At 70.8% G+C, this 18,874-nt stretch carries 12 protein-coding genes; 7 read left to right on the top strand and 5 right to left on the bottom strand.

What is annotated here, in order from left to right; translation table 11 throughout:
• Window positions 1-40: 40 nt before the first annotated feature.
• The gene (locus tag FB471_RS28735) at window positions 41-3,067 is read right to left on the bottom strand and encodes an NACHT domain-containing protein (RefSeq protein WP_142002674.1); all 3,027 of its coding nucleotides are present in this window, start codon (window positions 3,065-3,067) and stop codon (window positions 41-43) included.
• A gap of 233 nt (window positions 3,068-3,300) precedes the next feature.
• The gene (locus tag FB471_RS28730; protein ID WP_142002672.1) at window positions 3,301-4,062 is read right to left on the bottom strand and encodes a DeoR/GlpR family DNA-binding transcription regulator; all 762 of its coding nucleotides are present in this window, start codon (window positions 4,060-4,062) and stop codon (window positions 3,301-3,303) included.
• 260 nt (window positions 4,063-4,322) lie between these two features.
• On the opposite strand from FB471_RS28730, the gene FB471_RS28725 reads away from it, so the two are divergent.
• The 4 genes from FB471_RS28725 (at window position 4,323) to FB471_RS28710 (ending at window position 9,828) form a co-directional block, all read left to right on the top strand.
• On the top strand, window positions 4,323-4,532 hold the full coding sequence (locus FB471_RS28725; RefSeq protein WP_142002670.1) for a DUF5988 family protein: 210 nt from the start codon (window positions 4,323-4,325) through the stop codon (window positions 4,530-4,532).
• 228 nt (window positions 4,533-4,760) lie between these two features.
• Entirely contained in the window at window positions 4,761-5,705 is a 945-nt protein-coding gene (locus FB471_RS28720) for a 1-phosphofructokinase family hexose kinase (RefSeq protein ID WP_142002668.1), read from the top strand.
• A 142-nt stretch (window positions 5,706-5,847) separates the two neighbouring features.
• The gene (locus tag FB471_RS28715; RefSeq protein WP_142002666.1) at window positions 5,848-8,787 is read left to right on the top strand and encodes an ATP-binding protein; all 2,940 of its coding nucleotides are present in this window, start codon (window positions 5,848-5,850) and stop codon (window positions 8,785-8,787) included.
• Window positions 8,788-9,159: 372 nt separating this feature from the next.
• A complete protein-coding gene (locus FB471_RS28710) occupies window positions 9,160-9,828 on the top strand; it encodes a LuxR C-terminal-related transcriptional regulator (RefSeq protein WP_142002664.1) in 669 nt (222 codons plus the stop codon).
• A gap of 24 nt (window positions 9,829-9,852) precedes the next feature.
• On the opposite strand, the gene FB471_RS28705 is transcribed toward FB471_RS28710, so the two are convergent.
• Window positions 9,853-10,911 carry a DegT/DnrJ/EryC1/StrS family aminotransferase gene (locus FB471_RS28705; protein ID WP_142002662.1) on the bottom strand — a complete coding sequence of 353 codons (1,059 nt, stop codon included), beginning with the start codon at window positions 10,909-10,911 and terminating at the stop codon, window positions 9,853-9,855.
• 33 nt (window positions 10,912-10,944) lie between these two features.
• On the bottom strand, window positions 10,945-12,279 hold the full coding sequence (locus FB471_RS28700) for a glycosyltransferase (RefSeq protein ID WP_142002660.1): 1,335 nt from the start codon (window positions 12,277-12,279) through the stop codon (window positions 10,945-10,947).
• Between the two features lie 713 nt (window positions 12,280-12,992).
• Between FB471_RS28700 and FB471_RS28695 the strand changes: the two genes are divergently transcribed.
• On the top strand, window positions 12,993-15,653 hold the full coding sequence (locus FB471_RS28695; RefSeq protein WP_142002658.1) for a helix-turn-helix transcriptional regulator: 2,661 nt from the start codon (window positions 12,993-12,995) through the stop codon (window positions 15,651-15,653).
• A 52-nt stretch (window positions 15,654-15,705) separates the two neighbouring features.
• Window positions 15,706-16,380, top strand: a complete 675-nt coding sequence (locus FB471_RS28690; protein ID WP_142002656.1) for a PAS domain-containing protein — start codon at window positions 15,706-15,708, stop codon at window positions 16,378-16,380.
• Between the two features lie 39 nt (window positions 16,381-16,419).
• On the opposite strand, the gene FB471_RS28685 is transcribed toward FB471_RS28690, so the two are convergent.
• A complete protein-coding gene (locus FB471_RS28685; RefSeq protein ID WP_142002654.1) occupies window positions 16,420-17,448 on the bottom strand; it encodes a GDP-mannose 4,6-dehydratase in 1,029 nt (342 codons plus the stop codon).
• A gap of 181 nt (window positions 17,449-17,629) precedes the next feature.
• On the opposite strand from FB471_RS28685, the gene FB471_RS28680 reads away from it, so the two are divergent.
• Window positions 17,630-18,823: a cytochrome P450 gene (locus FB471_RS28680; protein WP_246076771.1), complete on the top strand. Its 1,194-nt coding sequence runs from the start codon at window positions 17,630-17,632 to the stop codon at window positions 18,821-18,823.
• Window positions 18,824-18,874: the final 51 nt, after the last annotated feature.

Below are 18,874 nucleotides of genomic sequence, written 5' to 3'. Positions count from 1 at the left end.
CGTACGCCGTGACCCCGCCGCGGGTGTCTCCTGGCCGGGCTCAGAACCGCTGGATCTCCGCGTCGGCGTCGAGTTCGGACAGTCCGCGCACGGCCTGTCCCCGGTTCAACAACACGCGCACCCTGCGACCGGACAGCGGGGAGAGGTCCAGGCCGTCGCCGCAGTCGCGCAGGTCGAGGCGCTCCAACTGGGGCAGTCCGGCGAGGGCGCCGGTGTCGACCGGCGCTCGGCAGCCACGCAGGCCGAGGGAGCGCAGGTTGCGCAGGGTGGTGACGGTGGTCAGTTCCGCACCGGGGTCCAGGTTGGCGATCTCCAGCCGGGTCAGGCCGGTGAGCGCGGGCAGGAAGTCGAGATCGTCGATCGGCTCACCCGGGGTGAGCACCAGCTCCGTCATCGACGGTAGCCCGGCCAGTGTGGACAGTCCGGCGAAAGCGCCATCGCAGGTGAGGTTGAGATACTCGAGGTTCCCTTGTTCTTCCAGCGGCGTCAGATCGCAGTCGCCGACCACGCCGACGAGCAGCCCGTGCAGTTTCCTCGTTCTGGCAAAGATGCTCAGATCGTCGAGCCGGTCCGGGTGGAGCAGCACGCGAATCTGCTCGACGTCGCGAAACCGGTCGAGGTAGGGCAGCCACGCGTGCTCCCTGATCTCCACGCCGTGATCGAAGAACGGTGCGTCGGCGAGCACTCGACCGGTGTACTCGTCGAGGTCGAAGTACCTGGCACAGGTCATGATCTCGTCCTGGACCTCCCAGCGCCGGTCCCGCGCGTAGCGCCGCAGTACCTCCAGCGTGCTGGGTTCATTCGACAGTGCCACGGTGCGGACCGTGAGCACCGCGCTCAGCGGATCCATGTCCCGCAGGTCCGCCGGCAGGACCCGGAAGAGGGACGATCCCACGGTGGCGAGCGTGTTCACCTCCTCGTAGCTGGTCGGCGGTAACAGTTCGGTCAGGCACCGTTCGACCTCGGCGATCACCCGGGCGGAGACCTCGACGGCGATCTCGAGGCAGGCCGCCGCCAGCAACATCAGCTGCCGGCGCTGGCTCACCTCCGGGGTCCGGTACATGGCGTAGGCGTTGTTCAGGATCCCGCTCAGCAGGCGGTCGCGCTGGGGAGCCGTCGCGTGTGCGCAGGCCATCAGCACCGTCTCGCGCCACAGGTCGGAGGTGGCGTTGTTGACCAGCAGGTCGATGCTGTCGCGCTCCACGACCTCCTTCGCGGCGAGAAACTCCTGGAAGGTGCGGTGCACGAAGTCCACCCGGCCGAGTACCGGTTGCCGGAGCAAGCCGCTGCGTTCGAGCAGGTAGGTGAGCACGTCCGCGGGCGGCTGGGTCACGCCGGGCATCGTGCCGATCTTGAGTTGTAGCTGGTAGATAGCCTCTTCCCGGGACATCTCGGTACGACGGTTCTCGTTGAGCCACCAGGCCAGCGCACGCAGCAATGCCCGTTTCTCCACCGCAGTCAGCTGGATCTCACTGCCGGCGAGGACCTGCTTCTCCGCGTCCCGGCGCTCCAGCAACATGTCCAGGGCGGCGTCGTACAGGGTCATCCTGTCGCGGGGGAGGTTGGCCCGGCGATCCAGGTTCAACGCGCAGATCATGGCGCACAGCAACGGATTACGGGCAAGGGCACGGAGGTGGGGCCGGGCGGCGAGGTGTGCGAGCAGGGAACGTTGGTGTTTCGGCACCTCCTCCCGCGGGCAGGGCAGGACCATGGCCTGACCCCCCGAGGAGTCGAGCAGGGCGCTGTGCCATTTGTCCACGAACACCCCGACGTCCTCGGTCGTCATGGGTTCCAGGGTGGCCAGGTGGAACCGGTCCTTGGCGAACCATCGCTCGATGAGGTCCGAGGGGCGGGAGGTCACCACGAGCCGGCAGCCGGGGTAGCGAAGGATGATTGCCCGCAGCCAGGACCGGACGCCTGCCCGGTCCTGTTCGGGCAGCTCGTCGACGCCGTCAATCAGAAAGAGGGCGCGGCCGGCGTCGGCGATCCGGTGCACCCAGCCCTCGGGCACGATGCCCCATTGCGGGGCGTTGGCGTGGAGCAGGATCTCCTCGCCGTCCGGCAGTGCGCGATCGGCGAAGTCCCGCAGCCGGATCAGAAACGGTACGAGGCCGTTCCAGCCGGTGAGCGAGCCCACGAACCGTTGCCGAACCGCGGTGACGGCCAACCACTGCAGCAGCGTGCTCTTGCCTGCGCCCGCGTCTCCCTGGATGAGAACCCGTTGCTTGTGCCCGAGCGCGTCCTCGACCCGGACGACCTGCGAGCGAAGCTCGGTGGAGTCCAACCGATGCGGCTCGGGCATGGGGTTCTCGCGCACCCTCGACTCCGTGCCACCGGTCGAGGCCGTCAGGCTGAGGTAAGCGACGGTGAGGGTGACCGACGGCTCGTAGTAGTTCGTGGTGATGCCAAGGATGTCCAGGCGATCGTAGAGCGAGCTGACCAGTTCGCCGTACCGGTTGCGGAATTCCTCGTCGTCGTCGGTGCCGGTGATCCGGTCGAGCGAGGCCACGGGAAGGCGTTCCAGTACCTCGCCGATCTGTCGGGCGATCCCGGACAGCCTGGACAGGGTCTCGACAGCCGCCCGGGGCTGGAACTCGGGCAGTTCGCGGATCAGGTGGGCGAGGTAGTAGCAGGTCTGGTCGAGAACGAGGCCGAACAGTTCGGCGGCGGACTCGGACAGCGCCGCCTGGTGGGTCGCCTGCGGCACTTGCCTGCGGATCTCCCTGGCGAGCGCGATGGGGTCGATGTCCAGGCGGAACATCGTCTCGTCGGAGAGGTCGGCGTTCTCGATCGCGTCCGCGACGGCGGTGAGCGCGGCGACCCGTTCCCCCTCGTCCAGCCCGTGGAACTCCCGCTCGCACAGCGGCAGGAGCCGTTCGGTCACCTGGTCCTCGATCTCCTCGAGCCGGCGGCGGAACTCCCTGCGATGACGAATGAGCGGATAGCGGTGGGCGATCAACTCCGTCAGTTCCATGCCGCGCCGCTCGTCCGCGGCGCGGTTGTTCAGCCATGCCCGCGCCGCGCGCCCGGCCATCGCGCCACCGACCTTGAGAAGTGCCTCTTCCAACCCGACGATGACGCCTCCTCAGTGCACAGCCCCGCGCCCGTTGCGACCTCGGAACGTCACCAATCCTAACCGCGCTGTGCCTCGCGGGGGACCGCGATCGGCGCGGTGGGCGCCGTGGCGCACGGGTGACGGTCCAGGAGTCGTCCCCGCCGACCCTGAGGTTGAGCTCGACGTGGTTGCGCAAGCCGCGTGTCGACGACGTTGGCCTGCCCGCGGGTGGCGGCCGGTGCGGGTCAGACCGTGACCGTTCGCGGTCCCGCGTTCGCGATCTCCTCCAGCGTCGCGGGGTCGACGTCGTCATCGGTGATGAACGTGTCGATGTCCTTGAGTTCCGCGAAGCGGGTGAAACAGTCGTTGCCGACCTTGGTGTGGTCGGCGAGCAACACGCAACGCCTGCTGCTGGCGATCGCCGCGCGCTTGATCATGGCCTCGGCGGCATCCGGCGTGGTCAGGCCGCGTTCGGCGGAGATGCCGTTGGTGGCGATGAAGGCGACGTCGACGAAGGTGGCGTCGAGCGCCTGCAACGCCCAGGAGTCCACGGTGGCGAGCGTGCGGCTGCGCAGGCGCCCGCCGACCAGCATCAGGGTCAGGTTGGGCCGGGCCGCGAGGCTCAGCGCGATGTTGACCGAGTGCGTGACCACGGTCAGTTCCCGGTCGGTGGGCAGCTCGTCGGCCAGCCGCGCGGTGGTGGACCCGGCGTCGAGCAGGATACTGCCCTCCGCGGGCAGTTCGGCGAGCGCGGCCTTGGCGATCCGGACCTTCTCGGTCATCATCACGCCCTCGCGCGTGGCGAGGGCGGGCTCGAAGCCGAGCCGCTCCACCGGGATGGCCCCACCGTGCACCCGCCGGAGCACGCCGTGCCGCTCCAGGATGGTCAGGTCACGGCGAATCGTCTCCGTGGTCACGGTGAACTCGTCGGCGAGCGCGGTGACGTCCACCCTGCCATGGGCGCGGGCCCGTTCGAGGATCACCTGCTGCCGCTCCTCGGCATACACCCCGATCGCTCCTTCCAGCCGTGCCGATCGTATCGGGCACTGCGACGCCGATGCACGGGTGACCCGCCGGAGGACGGTGCGGCGTCCCGAACGACCGTGGGCATGCCGCCGCTGCCGATCGAAGTAGTAGTGGCCGGGAACTGGCGAAAACACCAGTGTCGCAGTCGGAACAATTCGGTTCCGGGCTCGGCACGTGGACGGTCGCGTGTGGCGGCCCGGCATTCCGGCAGGATCCAGTGCGGCATGAGGAGATGGTTGCCGTGGCCAGTGTGCGAGTTGTGCTTTCGGGTGGTCCGGTGCGGCTGCCCGAATCGGCGCGTGTTCAGGAAGTAAATGATCTGACCGAGAAGGTGAAGATTGTTTTCGCCTCCGGATACGAGCACTTCGCGGACAGCGGTGAAATGGCCGAGATCGATGGTGACCGGCTGCCCGTTTTCGAATGGTGCGGCCGGACGATGATGGCCGAGTAGTCCAGGGTCCCGGCCGGCGCCGGGGCCCGGGGTGGCCCCGCGCGCCGGCGCCCGGCGCGACCACCCCGAGGGCAAAGTCAACATATACAAACATAAAAACAGGTACTCAGTAGCAAAAACCCTTGCAATCAGAAGGTTACGTGCACTACTGTGCTCAGTTGAGCGCGAGTGTGCGCGTGCTGCCCATGATGTGCGCACTCCGAACGGCGCGAGGCAAGGGGCGGATGCATGATCGTGACGGTGACCCTGAACCCGAGTGTCGACCGAACGGTCGAGGTGGGTGGGTTCCGGCGGGGCACTCTGCTCCGGGCCACCGGCGGCCAGGTCGAGGCCGGTGGGAAGGGCATCAACGTGACGAAGGCGCTGTCGGCCAACCGGGTCGACTCGGTGGCGGTGCTCCCGGTCGGCGGCGCCGAGGGCAGGCACCTCGGCGATCTGCTCGCCGTGGACGGGGTTCCGGCGGTCCTCGTCCCGGTGGGGCCGCCGACCCGGTCCAACGTCAGCGTGGTGGAGCCGGACGGCACCGTCACGAAAGTCAACGAGCGCGGCGGTGGCCTGTCCGAGGCGGAACTCGGCGCGATCCGCGATGCGGTCGTCGAGCAGGTGCCCGGGGCGGCCTGGGTGGTGCTTGCCGGCAGCCTCCCCGCCGATGTGCCGGACAGCAGCTACGGCGAGGCGGTGCGCAGGCTGCGGGAGGTCGGGGTCCCGGTGGCGGTGGACACCAGCGGCTCCGCACTGGTCGAGGCGATCAAGAACGGTCCCGACCTGGCCAAGCCGAATCTCACCGAGCTGGAGAGCGTGGTCGGGCGGCGGCTGACGACCCTCGGCGCGGTGGCGGAGGCGGCGCGCCTGCTGCAGGGGGCCGGCGTGGACACGGTGCTGGCCAGCCTCGGTTCGGACGGGGCGGTACTGGTCGAGCGCGAGGGGCGGGTCTGGCACGGCGAGGCGGGTACGGCCCGCTGCAGCGCGGTCGGTGCCGGGGACGCGCTGCTGGCCGGGTTTCTCGCCGCGGGCGCCGTCGGGCCGGACGCGCTGGGGGAGGCCCTCCGCTGGGCGGCGGCCGCGGTGTCCTTGCCGGGCAGCGGGATGCCGGGGCCGGACGACATCCAGCGGGTGCAGGTGCGGGTGCGCCCGGATTTCGCGCCGGAACGTCGACTGGTCGATCGCGACTGACTAAACGAAAGTGAAACCAAAGATCCGGTTGTAAATCAACATCCGTCTCCCTACACTCCGAAACCGAGGAAGCCCGTCCCCGTGACGCACTGCCGGGGCGGTGCCGCGGCAGGACCGGCGACGGAAGGCTCGGCCGAGGGACATGGGTGTTGATCTTCGTGGCGGCCTGCTCGAGCGGGACCACGAGCTGGACTCGGCAGCCGCGGCGCTCGACGCCGCCGCGGCCGGGACGGGCGGTGTGCTCGTGCTCGGCGGACCGCCCGGGACGGGGCGGTCGGCCCTGCTGGACGCGCTCGCGGAAGCCGGGCAGGACGCACGGTTCCTGCTGCTGCGCGCGGATGGCGCGGACGCGGAGCGGGAACTGCCGTTCGGCCTCGTCCGGCAGCTGTTCCAGCCCTTGCTCACCCCGGATCGGCTGCGGGAACCGGAAGGCTGGTCACGCGGAGCGGCCGGCCACGCGCGGCGACTGCTCACCGCCGAACCGACCGCGGTGAGCGACGCCCGCCGGGAGGTCGTGCTGCACGGGCTGCACTCGATGATCGGCGAACTCGGCCGGGATCGACCGGTACTGCTCCTGCTCGACGACGTGCAGTGGGCGGACCGGGCTTCGCTGCGCTGGCTCGGCTACCTGGCCAGGCGGATCTCCCGCCTGCCCGTGCTCGTGGCCTGCGCGATCGCGGAGGACTGCGTGCGCACCGATCCGGTGCTGGTGCGGGAGATCGCCGCGACCGCCTGCCGCACCCTGCGGCCAGGTGCCCTTTCGGTGCCCGGCGTGCGTCGGTTCGCGGCGGAGGTGCTCGGGGCCGACTGCCCGGAGGAACTCGTGCTGACCTGTCACGAGGCGACCGGCGGCAACCCGGGTGCACTGGCGGCGGTGCTGTCCGGCTTGCGGGACCGGGACCCCCGGCCGGTGCGGCGGTGGGCGGAGGTGCCGACCGAGGCCGTGCAGACGCTACTGTGCGACTGGCGGATGGCCTGCCTTTCGGCGCAGCCGGAACCCGTGCGTGCCCTCGCCGACGCACTGGCGGTGCTCGATGCGGACAGCGGTGCGGACAGCGGTGCGGAACCGCTGCGCGGCCTCACCGGCATGACGCGGGAGGATCACACCTCCGCGCTGCGGGCCTTGGACCGGATCGGCCTGCTGGCCGGCACCGGGTCGCCGCGGCTCGCCCATTCCACCGTGCGGGCGGCCGTGCTGGCCAGGATGACCGTCGAGACCGCGGGCCGCCTGCACGCCGAGGCCGCGCGCTTGTTGCGGGAGGAGGGATGCCCCGCCGAGCGGGTCGCCGCGCATGTGCTGGCTGCCGGTGGCGGGCCGCGGCCGTCCGACCGGGACGTGCTGCGTTCGGCGGCGGACGCGGCCCTCGAACGCGGTGCGCCCGGCGATGCCGTGCGGTACCTGCGGGCCGCCCTCGCGGACGGGTCGGTGACCGACTCCGTACGGGCGGGACTACTGGTCGATCTCGCCGTGGCGCAACGCGGGCTCGATCCGGCCACCTCGGCACGCGATCTCGTGCTGGCCGCGCCCAGGCTGGCATCCGCCGCCGAGCGCGCGGCCGCCGCGCTGTGGCTGCCACCGGGTCTCGCCGCGGCGCACCCCGCGGCCGGCGCGCTGCTGCGGCAGGTCGGCGGCGAGCAGGGCATCGACCTCGGCGGACCCTGGCGCGACGAGCCCGATGGGCGGCCGGATCCGGTCTGGCGGCTGGAGGCGCGGCTGCGGTGGCTGGCCGTCCAGGAGCCCGCGCGACCCGGTACGTGCGCGTCCCGGCTGCGGCGGCTGGGTGACCGCGAGCCCGTCCTCGCCGAGGGCGGGGGCCGCGAACTGCTCGTGGTACTGGCCTACGAGGCGATGCTGACCGGGTCCCTGCCCGCCGCGGAGGTGGCGGGTGTCCTCGACCGGGTGCTGGAGCGGGAGCCCGCGAGCGCGGCGCACACCTACACCGCCCTGCCCGTGCTGGCCCACCTCGCGATCGGAACGGACTCGGTGCGCGCCCTGTCCGGCTGGCTGGACCTGGCCGGTATCGCCGCGGCGCGACAGGAGTCGCCGGGTGTGCGCGCCGTGGTCGCCGCCGAGCGGGCGGTCCTGCTCGCCACGACCGGGCGGCCCGCCAGGGCACGGGACCTCGCGGAAGGCGTGCTGGACTCGGCCGATCCCGCGTGGCCGGAGGCCACCACCCTGGCCGTGCTGGCACTGGCGACGGTCGCGCTGCGGACCTTCGACCCGGAGTTGGGCGCGCGTATCCGGCAGGCCGCGCGGGACTCGGGTGATCTGCGGGCGATCACGGCGGACCGCATGGTGCGCGGGATGTCGGATCTGGCGCGGGGCGACCCACGGTCCGCGCTCGACCGGTTCCTCGACTGCGGGCGGCAACTGGCCGGCCGCGACTGGCGCGGCCCCGCCGTGGCCTGCTGGCGTGGTTGGGCCGCCGCCGTGCACCAGCGCCTCGGCGAGCTCGACGCCGCGGCCGCGCTGGCCGAGGAGGAGGACCGGGCGGCCACCGCGTGGGGCAGCCCGGCGGCGCGGGGACGGGCGTTGCGCCTGCGCGGAGTGCTGACCGCGGGCGAGGCCGGGACCGAGCTGCTGCGCGAGGCCGTGGAGGTGCTCCGTGGATCCGCCGACCCGATCGAGCTGGGCGCGGCGATCGTGACCCTCGGCAGGCGGCTGCGTGCCGAAGACCCACCCGGCGTGGCCCGCCTCATGGCCGAGGCCGACCGGATCGCGGCCGACCGCGGGGCCCGCTGGCTCGGGCCGGGGCGGGCCGACGCGGCTCCCGGGCCGGTGCTGCGGATCGTGCGGGTGGGCCGGAGCGCGCTGACCGCCACCGAGGATGCCGTGGTCAAGCTGGTCCTGCGAGGCTGGAGCAACCAGCGCGTCGCGGACGACCTCGGGGTCACCCGGCGAGCGGTGGAGAAGAACCTGACCCGGATCTACCGGAAGCTGGGTGTGTCCGGGCGTGCCGACCTGGAGGGTTATTCAGAACGACGCAGCGACCGTGGGCCGCCAGGCCCGCGCGAGCGGTCGTTGCAGGTCACAGCAGTGGTGACGCACGCTACGGACCTGAATAACCCGACATTTGAATAAGACACCTGGTCGGCACGCTGGGTGCGGGGTGATCGTGCCGGTACCGAACCGTATCCCCCTGCCGGGTCCGCACCCTCCGAACCAGTACGGGGAAAACCCGCAGTGTTGGCGCAGCGGCGGCGCCGGGCGCGCGCTTTCTTTCTATGCTCGCCCGCGTAGGTCGTGCCCCGACGCCCCAGGGAGGGTTATTCAGAACGACCCAGCGACCGTGGGCCGCCAGGCCCATGGTCACCGCGGCGCGCAGCGCCACCGATTGGGTGGCGGTGGGCGACGGGCGGGAGGTCGTTGCAGGTCACAGCAGTGGTGACGCCCGCAACGGACCTGAATAACCCGACATTTGAATAAGACACAGGGAATGCGAGGAGCGGTCGAATGCTCAGCGACGAGCCGGACCAGGCAGGTGACACGGAATCGCCGGGTGGCAACGGGGTGTTCCGGGCGTTCTTCGACCGGACCGGCATCCGCGCGGCCAATCTGGACGATCAGCTCAGGGTGGTCGAGGCGAGTGTCGACTTCGGGAAGGAGTTCGGTGTCTCCGTGCCGTCCCTGCGCGGGGAGCCGCTGCCGGAACTGCTGCATCCCAGCGTCCGCGGCAATGTGGCGCAGCAGTTCACCTGGTTGGTCGAGGGGCAGCGTCCCCGTTTCGTGGAACGTGTGCTGGCGATGCGTTCCGGCAGCTCGGTGTTCGGCGGGGAACTCACCGGGTTCGCGGTGTACGGCGCCGCGGGCCAGGTGGACAGCCTGATGGCGCTGATCCGCCCCGAGCACGGGGACCGCGGCAACAACGTGGTGGTGGGCCGGAAGAAGCTGCTGACCGAGCTGGACGCCCGGATCCTGGAGGGGGTGGCCGCGGGAGCCTCCACCGTGCAACTGGCGGCGCTGGTCTATCTCAGTTGCGGCGGGGTGGAGTACCACCTGACGGCGCTGCTGCGGATGATGAAGGTGCGCAACCGGTCCGCCCTGGTCGCGAAGGCGTTCTCGATGGGACTGTTCGGCGTCGGCGGCTGGCCTCCCCGGGTGCTGCCGGAGTACGTGCACTAGCGTGCCGCCGCGCCGCGGCCGCCGTCACCCCGCGCGGTAGAACTCACGGATCCGTCCGATGATGTACTCCTGCTCGCTCACCGCCAGGTCGACGTACGTCGGCAGCAGCAGCCCGTCCACGGCGAACCCGGCGGCGTTCAGGGCGGACCATTCCGGGGCGAAGTACGGCGGTTGCCTGCTCATCGGCTGGAAGAACGGCCGGGTCTCGATCCCGTCGCCCGCCAGGAAGGAGCGAAGCTCCGCCAGCCGTCCGGCCCGGACATCGTAGGTCCACAGCACGTCCCGTGGCGGCATCAGGGTGAGCCCCGGCGTTCCGGCCAGGCCCTCGTCGTACCGGCGCTGGATCTCCGCGCGCCGCTCGAGCATCTCGTCGAGCCGTTCCAGCTGCGCGAGCGCGACGGCGGCCTGCAGGTTCGTCATCCTGAAGTTGAAACCGAGTTTCTTGTGCAGGAAACGGAAGTCGCGAGAGTAGGCCCAGCTGTGCAGATGCGCCAGCTGCCCGGCAAGCCGGGGATCGTCGGTGAGGCAGATCCCGCCCTCGCCCGCGGCCATGATCTTGGTGGCGTCGAAGGAGAAGCAGGCGATGTCCGCGGTGGGCCGGATGCCGTGTGCCTCGGCGGAGTCCTCGACCACGCGAATGTTGTAGTCGAAGGCGAGCCGCATGATCTCGTCCATATCGCAGCGCCGGCCGTAGATGTGTACCGGCATGATCACCTTGGTCCTGGCGGTGATCCTGCCCTCGATGGCGGAGACGTCGATGTTCAGGTCGTCGCCGCAGTCGACGAACACCGGCGTCGCGCCGACGTGCGTGACGGCCCAGGCGCAGGCGATCATCGTGAACTCGGGCACCAGCACCTCATCGCCGGGCCCGATCCCCAGCGCGCGTAGGGCCAGTGTGAGCGCCGCGGTGCCCGAGGCGCAGGCGACCCCGTGGTTCATCCCGTTGTACGCGGCGAACTCCCGCTCCAGCCGCCCGACGTAGGCTCCCTGCGAGGAGATCCAGCCATCGTTGATCGCGTTGGTGACGTACTCGAGCTCGTTTCCGGCGAGGCTGGGTTTGGCAACCGGGTACTTCACGGTCATGGCGCCCTCTTTCGGTTCGTGGGATGGGGGTAGTCAGGCGAGTGCGGGCAGGCCGAGCAGCCGGTCGGCCGCCGTGCACCGGCCGCCCGCCGCACGCATGAGGTCGCGGAAGTACTCCGCACGGGTGCGGAAGGAGCCGTCTCGCAGTACCCGGGTCAGCTTGTCGGTCACGTCATCGGGGACGAGGTCGTGCGGCCGGTCGAGCGTCAGGCTGACGCCCCGTTCCTGGCCGCGGACGGCCTGGTCCGGGCCGTCCGCCCACAGCGGCCGGATGACCATCGGCTTGCCGTGGCGGAGGCTCTCGTGGAACCCGTTGCCCCCGCCATGGGTGAAGAACACCGTGACCTTGGGATGCGCCAGCACGTCGTGCTGGGACGGTAGCCACGTCTCGATCCGGAGATTGCCCGGGAGGGTCGCGGCGGGTGGCAGGAACTCCTGTTGCTCGAGCGGGAGCTTCCACAGGACCGAATGCCTGCCCTCGAGCCTGCGCGCGACCTCCACCATGGAGCGGATCTCCGGCGGCGACAGCCTGGTGACGGTGCCGAGTCCCATGTAGACGACCGAGTCCTGCCGGTCCAGCCACGCGGTGAGGTGCCCGCCGTCGTCGGCCGCCTCCGGTAGCGGTGGCAGCATCGCGCCCACGGTGAGCAGGGTGTCCGGGTAGCGGAACGGGTACTCCAGCTCGGGCACCGAGTAGCACAGGATCAGCTCCGCCCGGTCCGCCTTGGCCAGGAACCTGCGTGCCTCCGGCGCTATCCCGAGTTCCCTGCGGCCGCGGTGCTCCCGCGCCAGCACCTTGAGCATCTTCGGTTTGCCGAACGTGGCCATCGTGCGGAGCCGGAACAGCTGGTTGGCGAGTTGCTGGCCGATCGTCATGTCCCGCGGCAGGCCGGAGTTCGGCACCGGGAACCACGGCGAGGTGTAGGACTTGCCGAACGGGAAGTAGGAGGTCAGCCACACGCTGGGCAGGAAAGTGGTGCTCAGGACGTAGGGAATCCCCTTGGTGATGGCCAGATCGATCCCGTACTGGCACATGCTGTCGATCACCATCAGCGCCGGCTGTATCTTGTCGGCGGCCGACTCCAGCGCGCGGTACTTGGCCGCCTGGAGGCTGGGGTCGTAGCCCTGCTCGATCTGGGCCTGGTGGGCCTTGAACAGGTTGGCCTGGGTGACCGCACGATAGGTGCGCTCGTCCCAGGTCTCGGCCGACCGTTCCGGGATCGTCTCGCCGAGCGAGGCGAACTCGACGGGATTGGTGCCGGAGATGCCCTCGATATCCGGCCGCCGGTACTCATCGGTGGCGAACCAGACGTCCGGTACGCCGCGCCGGGCGAGTTCGGTGGCCAGCACCCGCAGCGGGTTCATCATTCCGTGTTCCGGAAAGCAGGCGAAGAGGATTGGGCGGCGTGTGGACGTGTGGTGCCTTCCAGCCGTCACGGAACTGCCTTTCTCTGCCTGAGTTCATTCCGAGGATCGTCGGTGGAAATGTGCCGCGACACCCGTGCTTGCTCGCGGCCGCCCGCGATACTACGGGCGGATGACTAGGGGATCACCGGACTTCTCGCCGATACTCGCCGTGACCACCCGGCGCGGGGTGGGTGTCCGTTACCACGAAGCTGAACCGATTCAAAGTAACTATATGCGCATTAATAGATTCATACTGTAATCGATGGCTCCGCCTGTCGTCCCTACTTTCGTCGTGAACTTCGGATAAAATCCCTGCTCAGGACGGATTTACCAAGTTGCTGCCAAGCAGACACAGGTAAACCAACGCGAATCCCTTGCTAGTGGACATCCGGCTACTTACACTTCCGTGTTAACTGGGTCATAGTCCGACCGGGCGAGGCCCGGCGAGGTTTCGCCGCCCCGGCCGCGCCGCGAAAGCGGTACTCGGCATGGGCCGAAATCGGCATGCCGCCGTGAACAATGGGACTCGAACATGGGTGAAAGTTCGTAAAGCGGCCCGTTGATGGGCAGTTGAACTCGAGTATGTCGCGACCGCGATCTGCCGGTGGCCGCCGGCAGAAAACGCGTTCATCGATCGTCGTTCTTCGGGAATCGATGGGGAGGCGGTGTTTGCCATGCCTGTGCGACCGGGACACGACCCACTCGTCGACCGGGACGTGGAGCTGTGCCGGCTCGATGAACACGTGCGCGCGCTGGCCGACCGGCGCGAATCGGCCGCGGTGACCCTCGCCGGCCCGAGCGGTACCGGGTTGACCACCCTGCTCGAGCATGTGGTGCGCCGGGCACGGGAGCGCGAGTTGACCGTCGCCCTCGCCCGGTGCTCGCCGGCCGAGGTGGAACTGCCCTACGGGGTGGTGTCCCAGCTGGGTGCGGAGCTGAGCCATGCGGCGTACCGGCCGTCGTTGCGCGCCCTGTCCCGTACCGGGCAGGAGACCGCCGCGGTGGCGGAGCTGTGTGCCGAGTTCCTCGCCCTCGCCAGGCACGGTCCTGTGCTGCTCGCCGTCGATGACGCGCACTGGGCCGACCCGCTGTCCCGCCGGTGGCTGCGTGCATTCGCCGCTCGCCTCCGCCAGGCGCCGGTGCTGCTGGTCAGGACGCTGGTGCCCGGAGCGTCCACACCGGATCATCACCCGCCGGGCATCGAGCATCCGGTCACCGTGCGCCCACTCGGTGAGGAGGCGGTGGACGAGCTGATCGGGTCCAGGCTGGGGGAGCGGGCCGACCGCTCCTTCCTGGCCGGCGCCACCGAGCTGACCGGTGGCCGGGTCGCCGTGCTGCGGCCGAGCCTCGACCGGTACGCGCGCGACTCGCTGACGCCGGTCGCCGAGCGGCTGCCCGTGCTGGCCGGATACGTGGCCGAGGTGCTCGGCGAGCGGGCGGCGCGGATCGTGGACCGGCTGCCGCCCGAGGCGCTGGCCGTGGTGCGCGCCATCGCCGTCGCCGGGGACGATCTCGAGCCCACCTTCGTGCACGCGCTTGCCTCGCCGCGGACCCCGCCGGCCACCGCCGTGCTCGACGGCCTGGCAGCTCTCGGGCTGGTGACGCGGACCGAGCGTCCCCGGCTGACCGCACCCACCGTGCGTGCCCGCGTGCTGGCCGGGATGGGCACCGGTGAGCGGGAGCGGATGGCCGGGCGTGCCGCGGAACTCGCCCGCCGCATGGCGCTGCCGGACGAACGGATCGCCTGCCTGCTGCCGGCCGCGCCACCGGGAACGGTCGGATGGGGCGTGCCGCTGCTGCGCAGGGTCGCCGAACGGGCGAGGGCGGCCGGCGAGCCGGACGACGCGGCGGCGCTGCTGAACCGCGCCCTGCGGGAGCGACCCGGACCCGAGCTGCGCCATGAGCTGCTGACCGACCTCGCGCTGACCGAACGGCCGGGCGACCCGGACGCCGCCGCCCGCAGGTTGCGGCAGGTTCTGCTGGAAGCAGGGCCGGAGATTCCCCTCCGGGGGCTGGTGCGGGCCGCCGACCTGTTGCAGGCGCTGGGCGAGGCGCCGGTGGCCCGGCACGCCATCGCGGCGGCCTGCGCGCGCAGGGCACCCGGCGCGGCCGGCCCGCTGGCCGCCATCGGCCTGCTGGCGGCCGGGGACGGCATCGCCGATCCGGTACTGCCCGAGTGTCCGCTGCCCGGGCTGCCGGACCTGCCCGCGGACCCGGTGCAGGCAGGCGTGCTCGCCTGGCGGCTGACCATGCGCGGCGGCTGGCGTTCGCGCGCACGGGAACTGGCCAGTACGGCGCTGCGCTCGGCGGGCGGGGACCGGCCGTTCGGGCCGCGGATCCACGCCTGCCGGGCCTTGCTGTACGCGGAGGAACCGGAGGAGGCCGTGCTGGGGCTGGACCAGGTGCTGCGGGACGCGCGGCGGCAGGGCGCGCCGATGCCCGCGGTGCTGGCGCTGCTCGAGTTGGCCCGGTGCGAGCTCGCGCGCGGCAACCTCGCCCCGGCGGCCGAGGATCTTGCGGCGGCACGGGCGCAACTGCCGCCGGAGTCCTGGCCACCTCGGGTGGTACCCGACCTCCTCGCGCTGGAGGCCGGCCTGCATTTCGCCAGGGACGAACCGGAGGAGGCCGAGCGGGTACTGGCCGTGCCGCTGCCCGCCGCGGCGGCCGAGGGGATGGCCTGGGCACATCTGCAGTACGCGCGGGGCAGGCTGCGGATGCTGCTGGCGGACCCCGGCGCGGCCCTGCCGCGGTTCCTGGAATGCGGGCGCACGCTGATGCTGCGGCGCTGCCTCAACCCCGCGGTGTCGGCGTGGCGTTCCATGGCGGCGGCCGCGCACGCCGCGGGCGGGGACCACGCCGCCGCCGAGCCGCTGACGCGGGCGGCGGTCCGGCTGGCCCGGCGCTGGGGCGGCCCGGACACCCTGGGTGCGGTGCACCTGCTCGCCGCGAGCTCCCGCTGCGGCGACCCCGTCGATCACCTGCGTGCGGCGGTACCGCTGCTGCGTCGCTCGCCCGCGCGCCGGTCGCGGGCGCTGGCCGAATCGGCCATGTCGAGGATCGCGGCCGGCGACCGGGACGGTGTCCAGCGCCTGCTCGATGCGCCGGCCGCGGCCGGCGGTCCCGGCGCGGTGCCCTGGCACGGCTCGCTGTCGGCGCAGGAGCGGCGGATCGCCACGCTCGCGGCGGCGGGCTGGTCCACCACGCGGATCGCCGGGTTGCTCACGCTCGGCGGCCGCACCGTCGAGCAGCGCCTCACCCGTGTCTATCGCAAGCTCGGGCTGAGCGGCCGGGCGCAGCTCGTCTCGATCTTCCACCCGGCGACGATGGCCGGGTGAGCGCCTGTGCCTACTCGGTTCCTTCCCCAACCGCACGGAGAGGATTTCGGTCATGAGTGTTGCCGTCGAGAACGCGCCGCGCACCACGGAATGCGGTGAAGCCTGGCGGCCGGAGAGCGGCCGGGACGTGTTCCGCTCCTTCATCGAGCGATCGGGTATCGGGTTCGCCCGGCTCGACCGCGGCACCAGGGTGGTCCGGGCGAATCCGGACTTCGCGCGCCAGTTCGGGCGCTCGCCGGGCGATGTGCACGGCCGGGAGCTGTGCGAGCTGCTGCATCCCGACGCGCGGGATCGGGTCGGGATGCGGCTCGCGGCGCTGGCCGGTGACACCGGGGGCCGGTTCACCGAACGGTCGGTCGCCATGCGCCGCGGCACCGCCGAGCTGACCGGGGTCGCCGTGCCCGACCGTAGCGGCCGGTTCGAGGGGGTGCTCGTGCTCGTCGAACCGGAGAGCCGGGAGACCGACACCCGGCAGGCGGCCGGGCGCAGGCAACTGCTCAGCGAGGTGGACGCCCGGATCATCGAGGGCATCGGCGCCGGCGTGTCCACCGTGCAGCTGGCGGCCAGGCTGTACCTCAGCCGCGGCGGTATCGAGTACCACGTGACGAACCTGTTGCGCCGGTTCAAGGTCAAGAACCGGCCCGCGCTCATCTCCAAGGCCTACTCCATGGGCGTGTTCCGCGCCGGCTCCTGGCCGCCGCGGGTGCTGCCCGACTTCGTCAAGTAGCACCCGCTCGCCGAGCCTGCCGCCCCGCGCCCGCCGGCATCACCAGGCGGGCGCGAGGGGCGGGCGGGTGTGCGACTGCTCCCGGCCGGTCTCCCGCAGATCCTCCTCCACCATCAACCGGATGAGTTCCTCGAAGGTCGTCGTGGTCCGCCAGCCGAGTTCCTCGCTCGCGCTGGCCGGGTCGGCACACAGTGTGTCCACTTCGGCCGGACGGACCAGGGTGGGGTCCACCACGACATGGTCCTGCCAGTTCAGCCCGGCCGCGTCGAACGCGACCTCGAGTACTTCGCGTACGGTGTGCATCCGGCCGGTGCCGATCACATAGTCGGTCGGCGTCGTCCGTTGCAGCATCAGGTGCATGGCCCGCACGTAGTCCCGCGCGTACCCCCAGTCCCTGCGGGCATCGAGGTTGCCGAGGTGCAGCTTCTCCTGCCTGCCGTTCTTGATGTTGGCCACCGCCAGGGTGATCTTGCGAGTGACGAAGTGCGGCCCCCGGCGGGGCGACTCGTGGTTGAACAGGATGCCGGAAACGCCGTGCATGCCGAAGGATTCCCGGTAGTTGCGCGTGATGAAGTGGCCGTAGGTCTTGGCGACGCCGTACGGGCTGCGCGGGTGCAGGTGGGTCGCCTCGTGCTGGGGAGTCTCGGTCACCTTGCCGAACATCTCCGAGGAGGAGGCCTGGTAGAAGCGGATCTGGCCGCCGGCGGTCCGCGAGGTGTCGAGGCCGCAGACGGTACGGATGGCGTCCAGGATGCGGAGCACACCGGTTCCGTTGACATCGGTGGTCAGCTTCGGTTGCTGCCAGGACAGCGGTACGAACGACATCGCGCCGAGGTTGTACACCTCGTCGGGCTGTGCGATGTCCACCGCGGCCACCAGGCTACCCTCGTCGGTCAGATCGCCGCGCACGAACGACACCTCGCCCGCGAGGTGCCCGATCCTGGACCTCTGCGGGTCGGCCTGGCCCCTGATCATGCCCCACACCTGGTACCCGAGCTCGAGCAGGTGCTCGGCGAGATAGGAACCATCCTGCCCGGTGATGCCGGTGATCAAAGCACGTTTGGACACGTATTCCCCTTCCGGCGCAGGTTTCGCCATTGAACGTCTTCCGGACTGGGGATTTCCCGCGACGGCGACGCCGCGCCGGTGACGGTCGTCGCGCACCGAGGCACTAGGGATTTCCCGACCGCGCTTGCACGAGACTCGGCGGCTGCCGGCTGAGCTGTGACGAGAGAAGGTAGGACGGGTCATGACCGTGTCGGAGGATCTGCCCACCCTGGAATCCCTGCGTTCGCCCGCGCTCGGGGACAACCCGTACCTGCGCAGGATGCAGGCGGAGAAGTCGATCTGGCGGGTACGCACGGCCACCGGGGACGAGGGTTGGCTGGTGCTCGGGCACGCCGAGATCAAGCAGCTGATGGTCGACCGCAGGCTCGGCCGCACGCACCCGAACCCGGACCAGGCGGCCCAGGCCACCAAGAACCCGATCTTCGAGCTGATCGCGTCCACCGGCGCGGGAAGCGATCCGCACGAGATGCACCAGCAGGTGCGAGCCCTGCTCATCCCGTACTTCACCAGCAAGCGGATGAAGGCGCTGCGCCCGGGGATCGAGCGTATCGTGCACGAGGCGGTGGACGAGCTGCTCGCCAGCAATCCACCGGTCGACCTGCAGCCCGCGTTCTCCCTGCCGGTTCCGCTGCGGGTGCTGTGCGAGCTGATGGGGGTGCCCGAGGACGAGCGGGACCACCTTGCCGTGCTGCTGGACGGGATGCACGGCACCGGGGAGAACGCGTCGGCGGACGGAGCCGCCGCCTTCTTCGCGTACCTTTCCGACCTGGTCGACCGCAAGCGGGCGGACCCCGGGGACGACCTGATCTCCGGGATCTGCCCCGAGCTGGAGAACAACCAGCTTGTCGTGGTGATCGTCTGCCTGCTGCTGTTCGCGGGGCACGAGAGTATCGCCACGCACATCGGCAACGGGATGGCCCGGCTGCTCACCAGGCCGGACCTGCGCGAGGCCGTGCTGAGCGACCAGGACCTGATGAACACCGCGGTCGAGGAGATGTTGCGCACGGCCAACTTCGGCGGGGGCTGGCAGCCGCACTACGCGCTCGAGAACATCGAGATGTGCGGGGAGAGGATCAGCGCGGGGGACCTGGTACTGCCCGACTTCGCGATGGCCAACTTCGATCCCCGCTCGTTCGAGGACCCCGAGCGGGTCGACTTCCACCGTACGCCGAACCCGCACCTCACCTTCGCGCACGGCGCCTGGTACTGCATCGGCGCTCCGCTGGCGCGGCTCGAGCTGAACATCGCGTTCACCGCGCTGCTCACCCGGATCCCGACGATGCGGCTGACCGTCGATCCGGAGGAGCTGACCGACCCGGAGAAGGTGAAGAAGCGGCTCTCGGCGACCCTGGCGTGGCTGCCGGTGGCCTGGTAGCCGGCGGGCGAGATGTCCGGCACGGAACAACAGTCCGGAATGGACAATGAA

Origin of the sequence: Amycolatopsis cihanbeyliensis, assembly GCF_006715045.1 — a bacterium.
GTDB classification, from domain to species: Bacteria; Actinomycetota; Actinomycetes; order Mycobacteriales; family Pseudonocardiaceae; genus Amycolatopsis; species Amycolatopsis cihanbeyliensis.
This window is presented reverse-complemented; position numbering and strand designations above follow the sequence as displayed.

What these genes read in the sequence shown, in the direction of transcription:
- FB471_RS28715 (WP_142002666.1), top strand. Translation starts at nt 5,848, where the DNA reads ATGGGTGTTGATCTTCGTGGCGGCCTGCTCGAGCGGGACCACGAGCTG.
- FB471_RS28710 (WP_142002664.1), top strand. Translation starts at nt 9,160, where the DNA reads ATGCTCAGCGACGAGCCGGACCAGGCAGGTGACACGGAATCGCCGGGT.
- FB471_RS28720 (WP_142002668.1), top strand. Translation starts at nt 4,761, where the DNA reads ATGATCGTGACGGTGACCCTGAACCCGAGTGTCGACCGAACGGTCGAG.
- FB471_RS28705 (WP_142002662.1), bottom strand. Translation starts at nt 10,911, where the DNA reads ATGACCGTGAAGTACCCGGTTGCCAAACCCAGCCTCGCCGGAAACGAG.
- FB471_RS28680 (WP_246076771.1), top strand. Translation starts at nt 17,630, where the DNA reads ATGACCGTGTCGGAGGATCTGCCCACCCTGGAATCCCTGCGTTCGCCC.
- FB471_RS28695 (WP_142002658.1), top strand. Translation starts at nt 12,993, where the DNA reads ATGCCTGTGCGACCGGGACACGACCCACTCGTCGACCGGGACGTGGAG.
- FB471_RS28700 (WP_142002660.1), bottom strand. Translation starts at nt 12,279, where the DNA reads ATGATGAACCCGCTGCGGGTGCTGGCCACCGAACTCGCCCGGCGCGGC.
- FB471_RS28690 (WP_142002656.1), top strand. Translation starts at nt 15,706, where the DNA reads ATGAGTGTTGCCGTCGAGAACGCGCCGCGCACCACGGAATGCGGTGAA.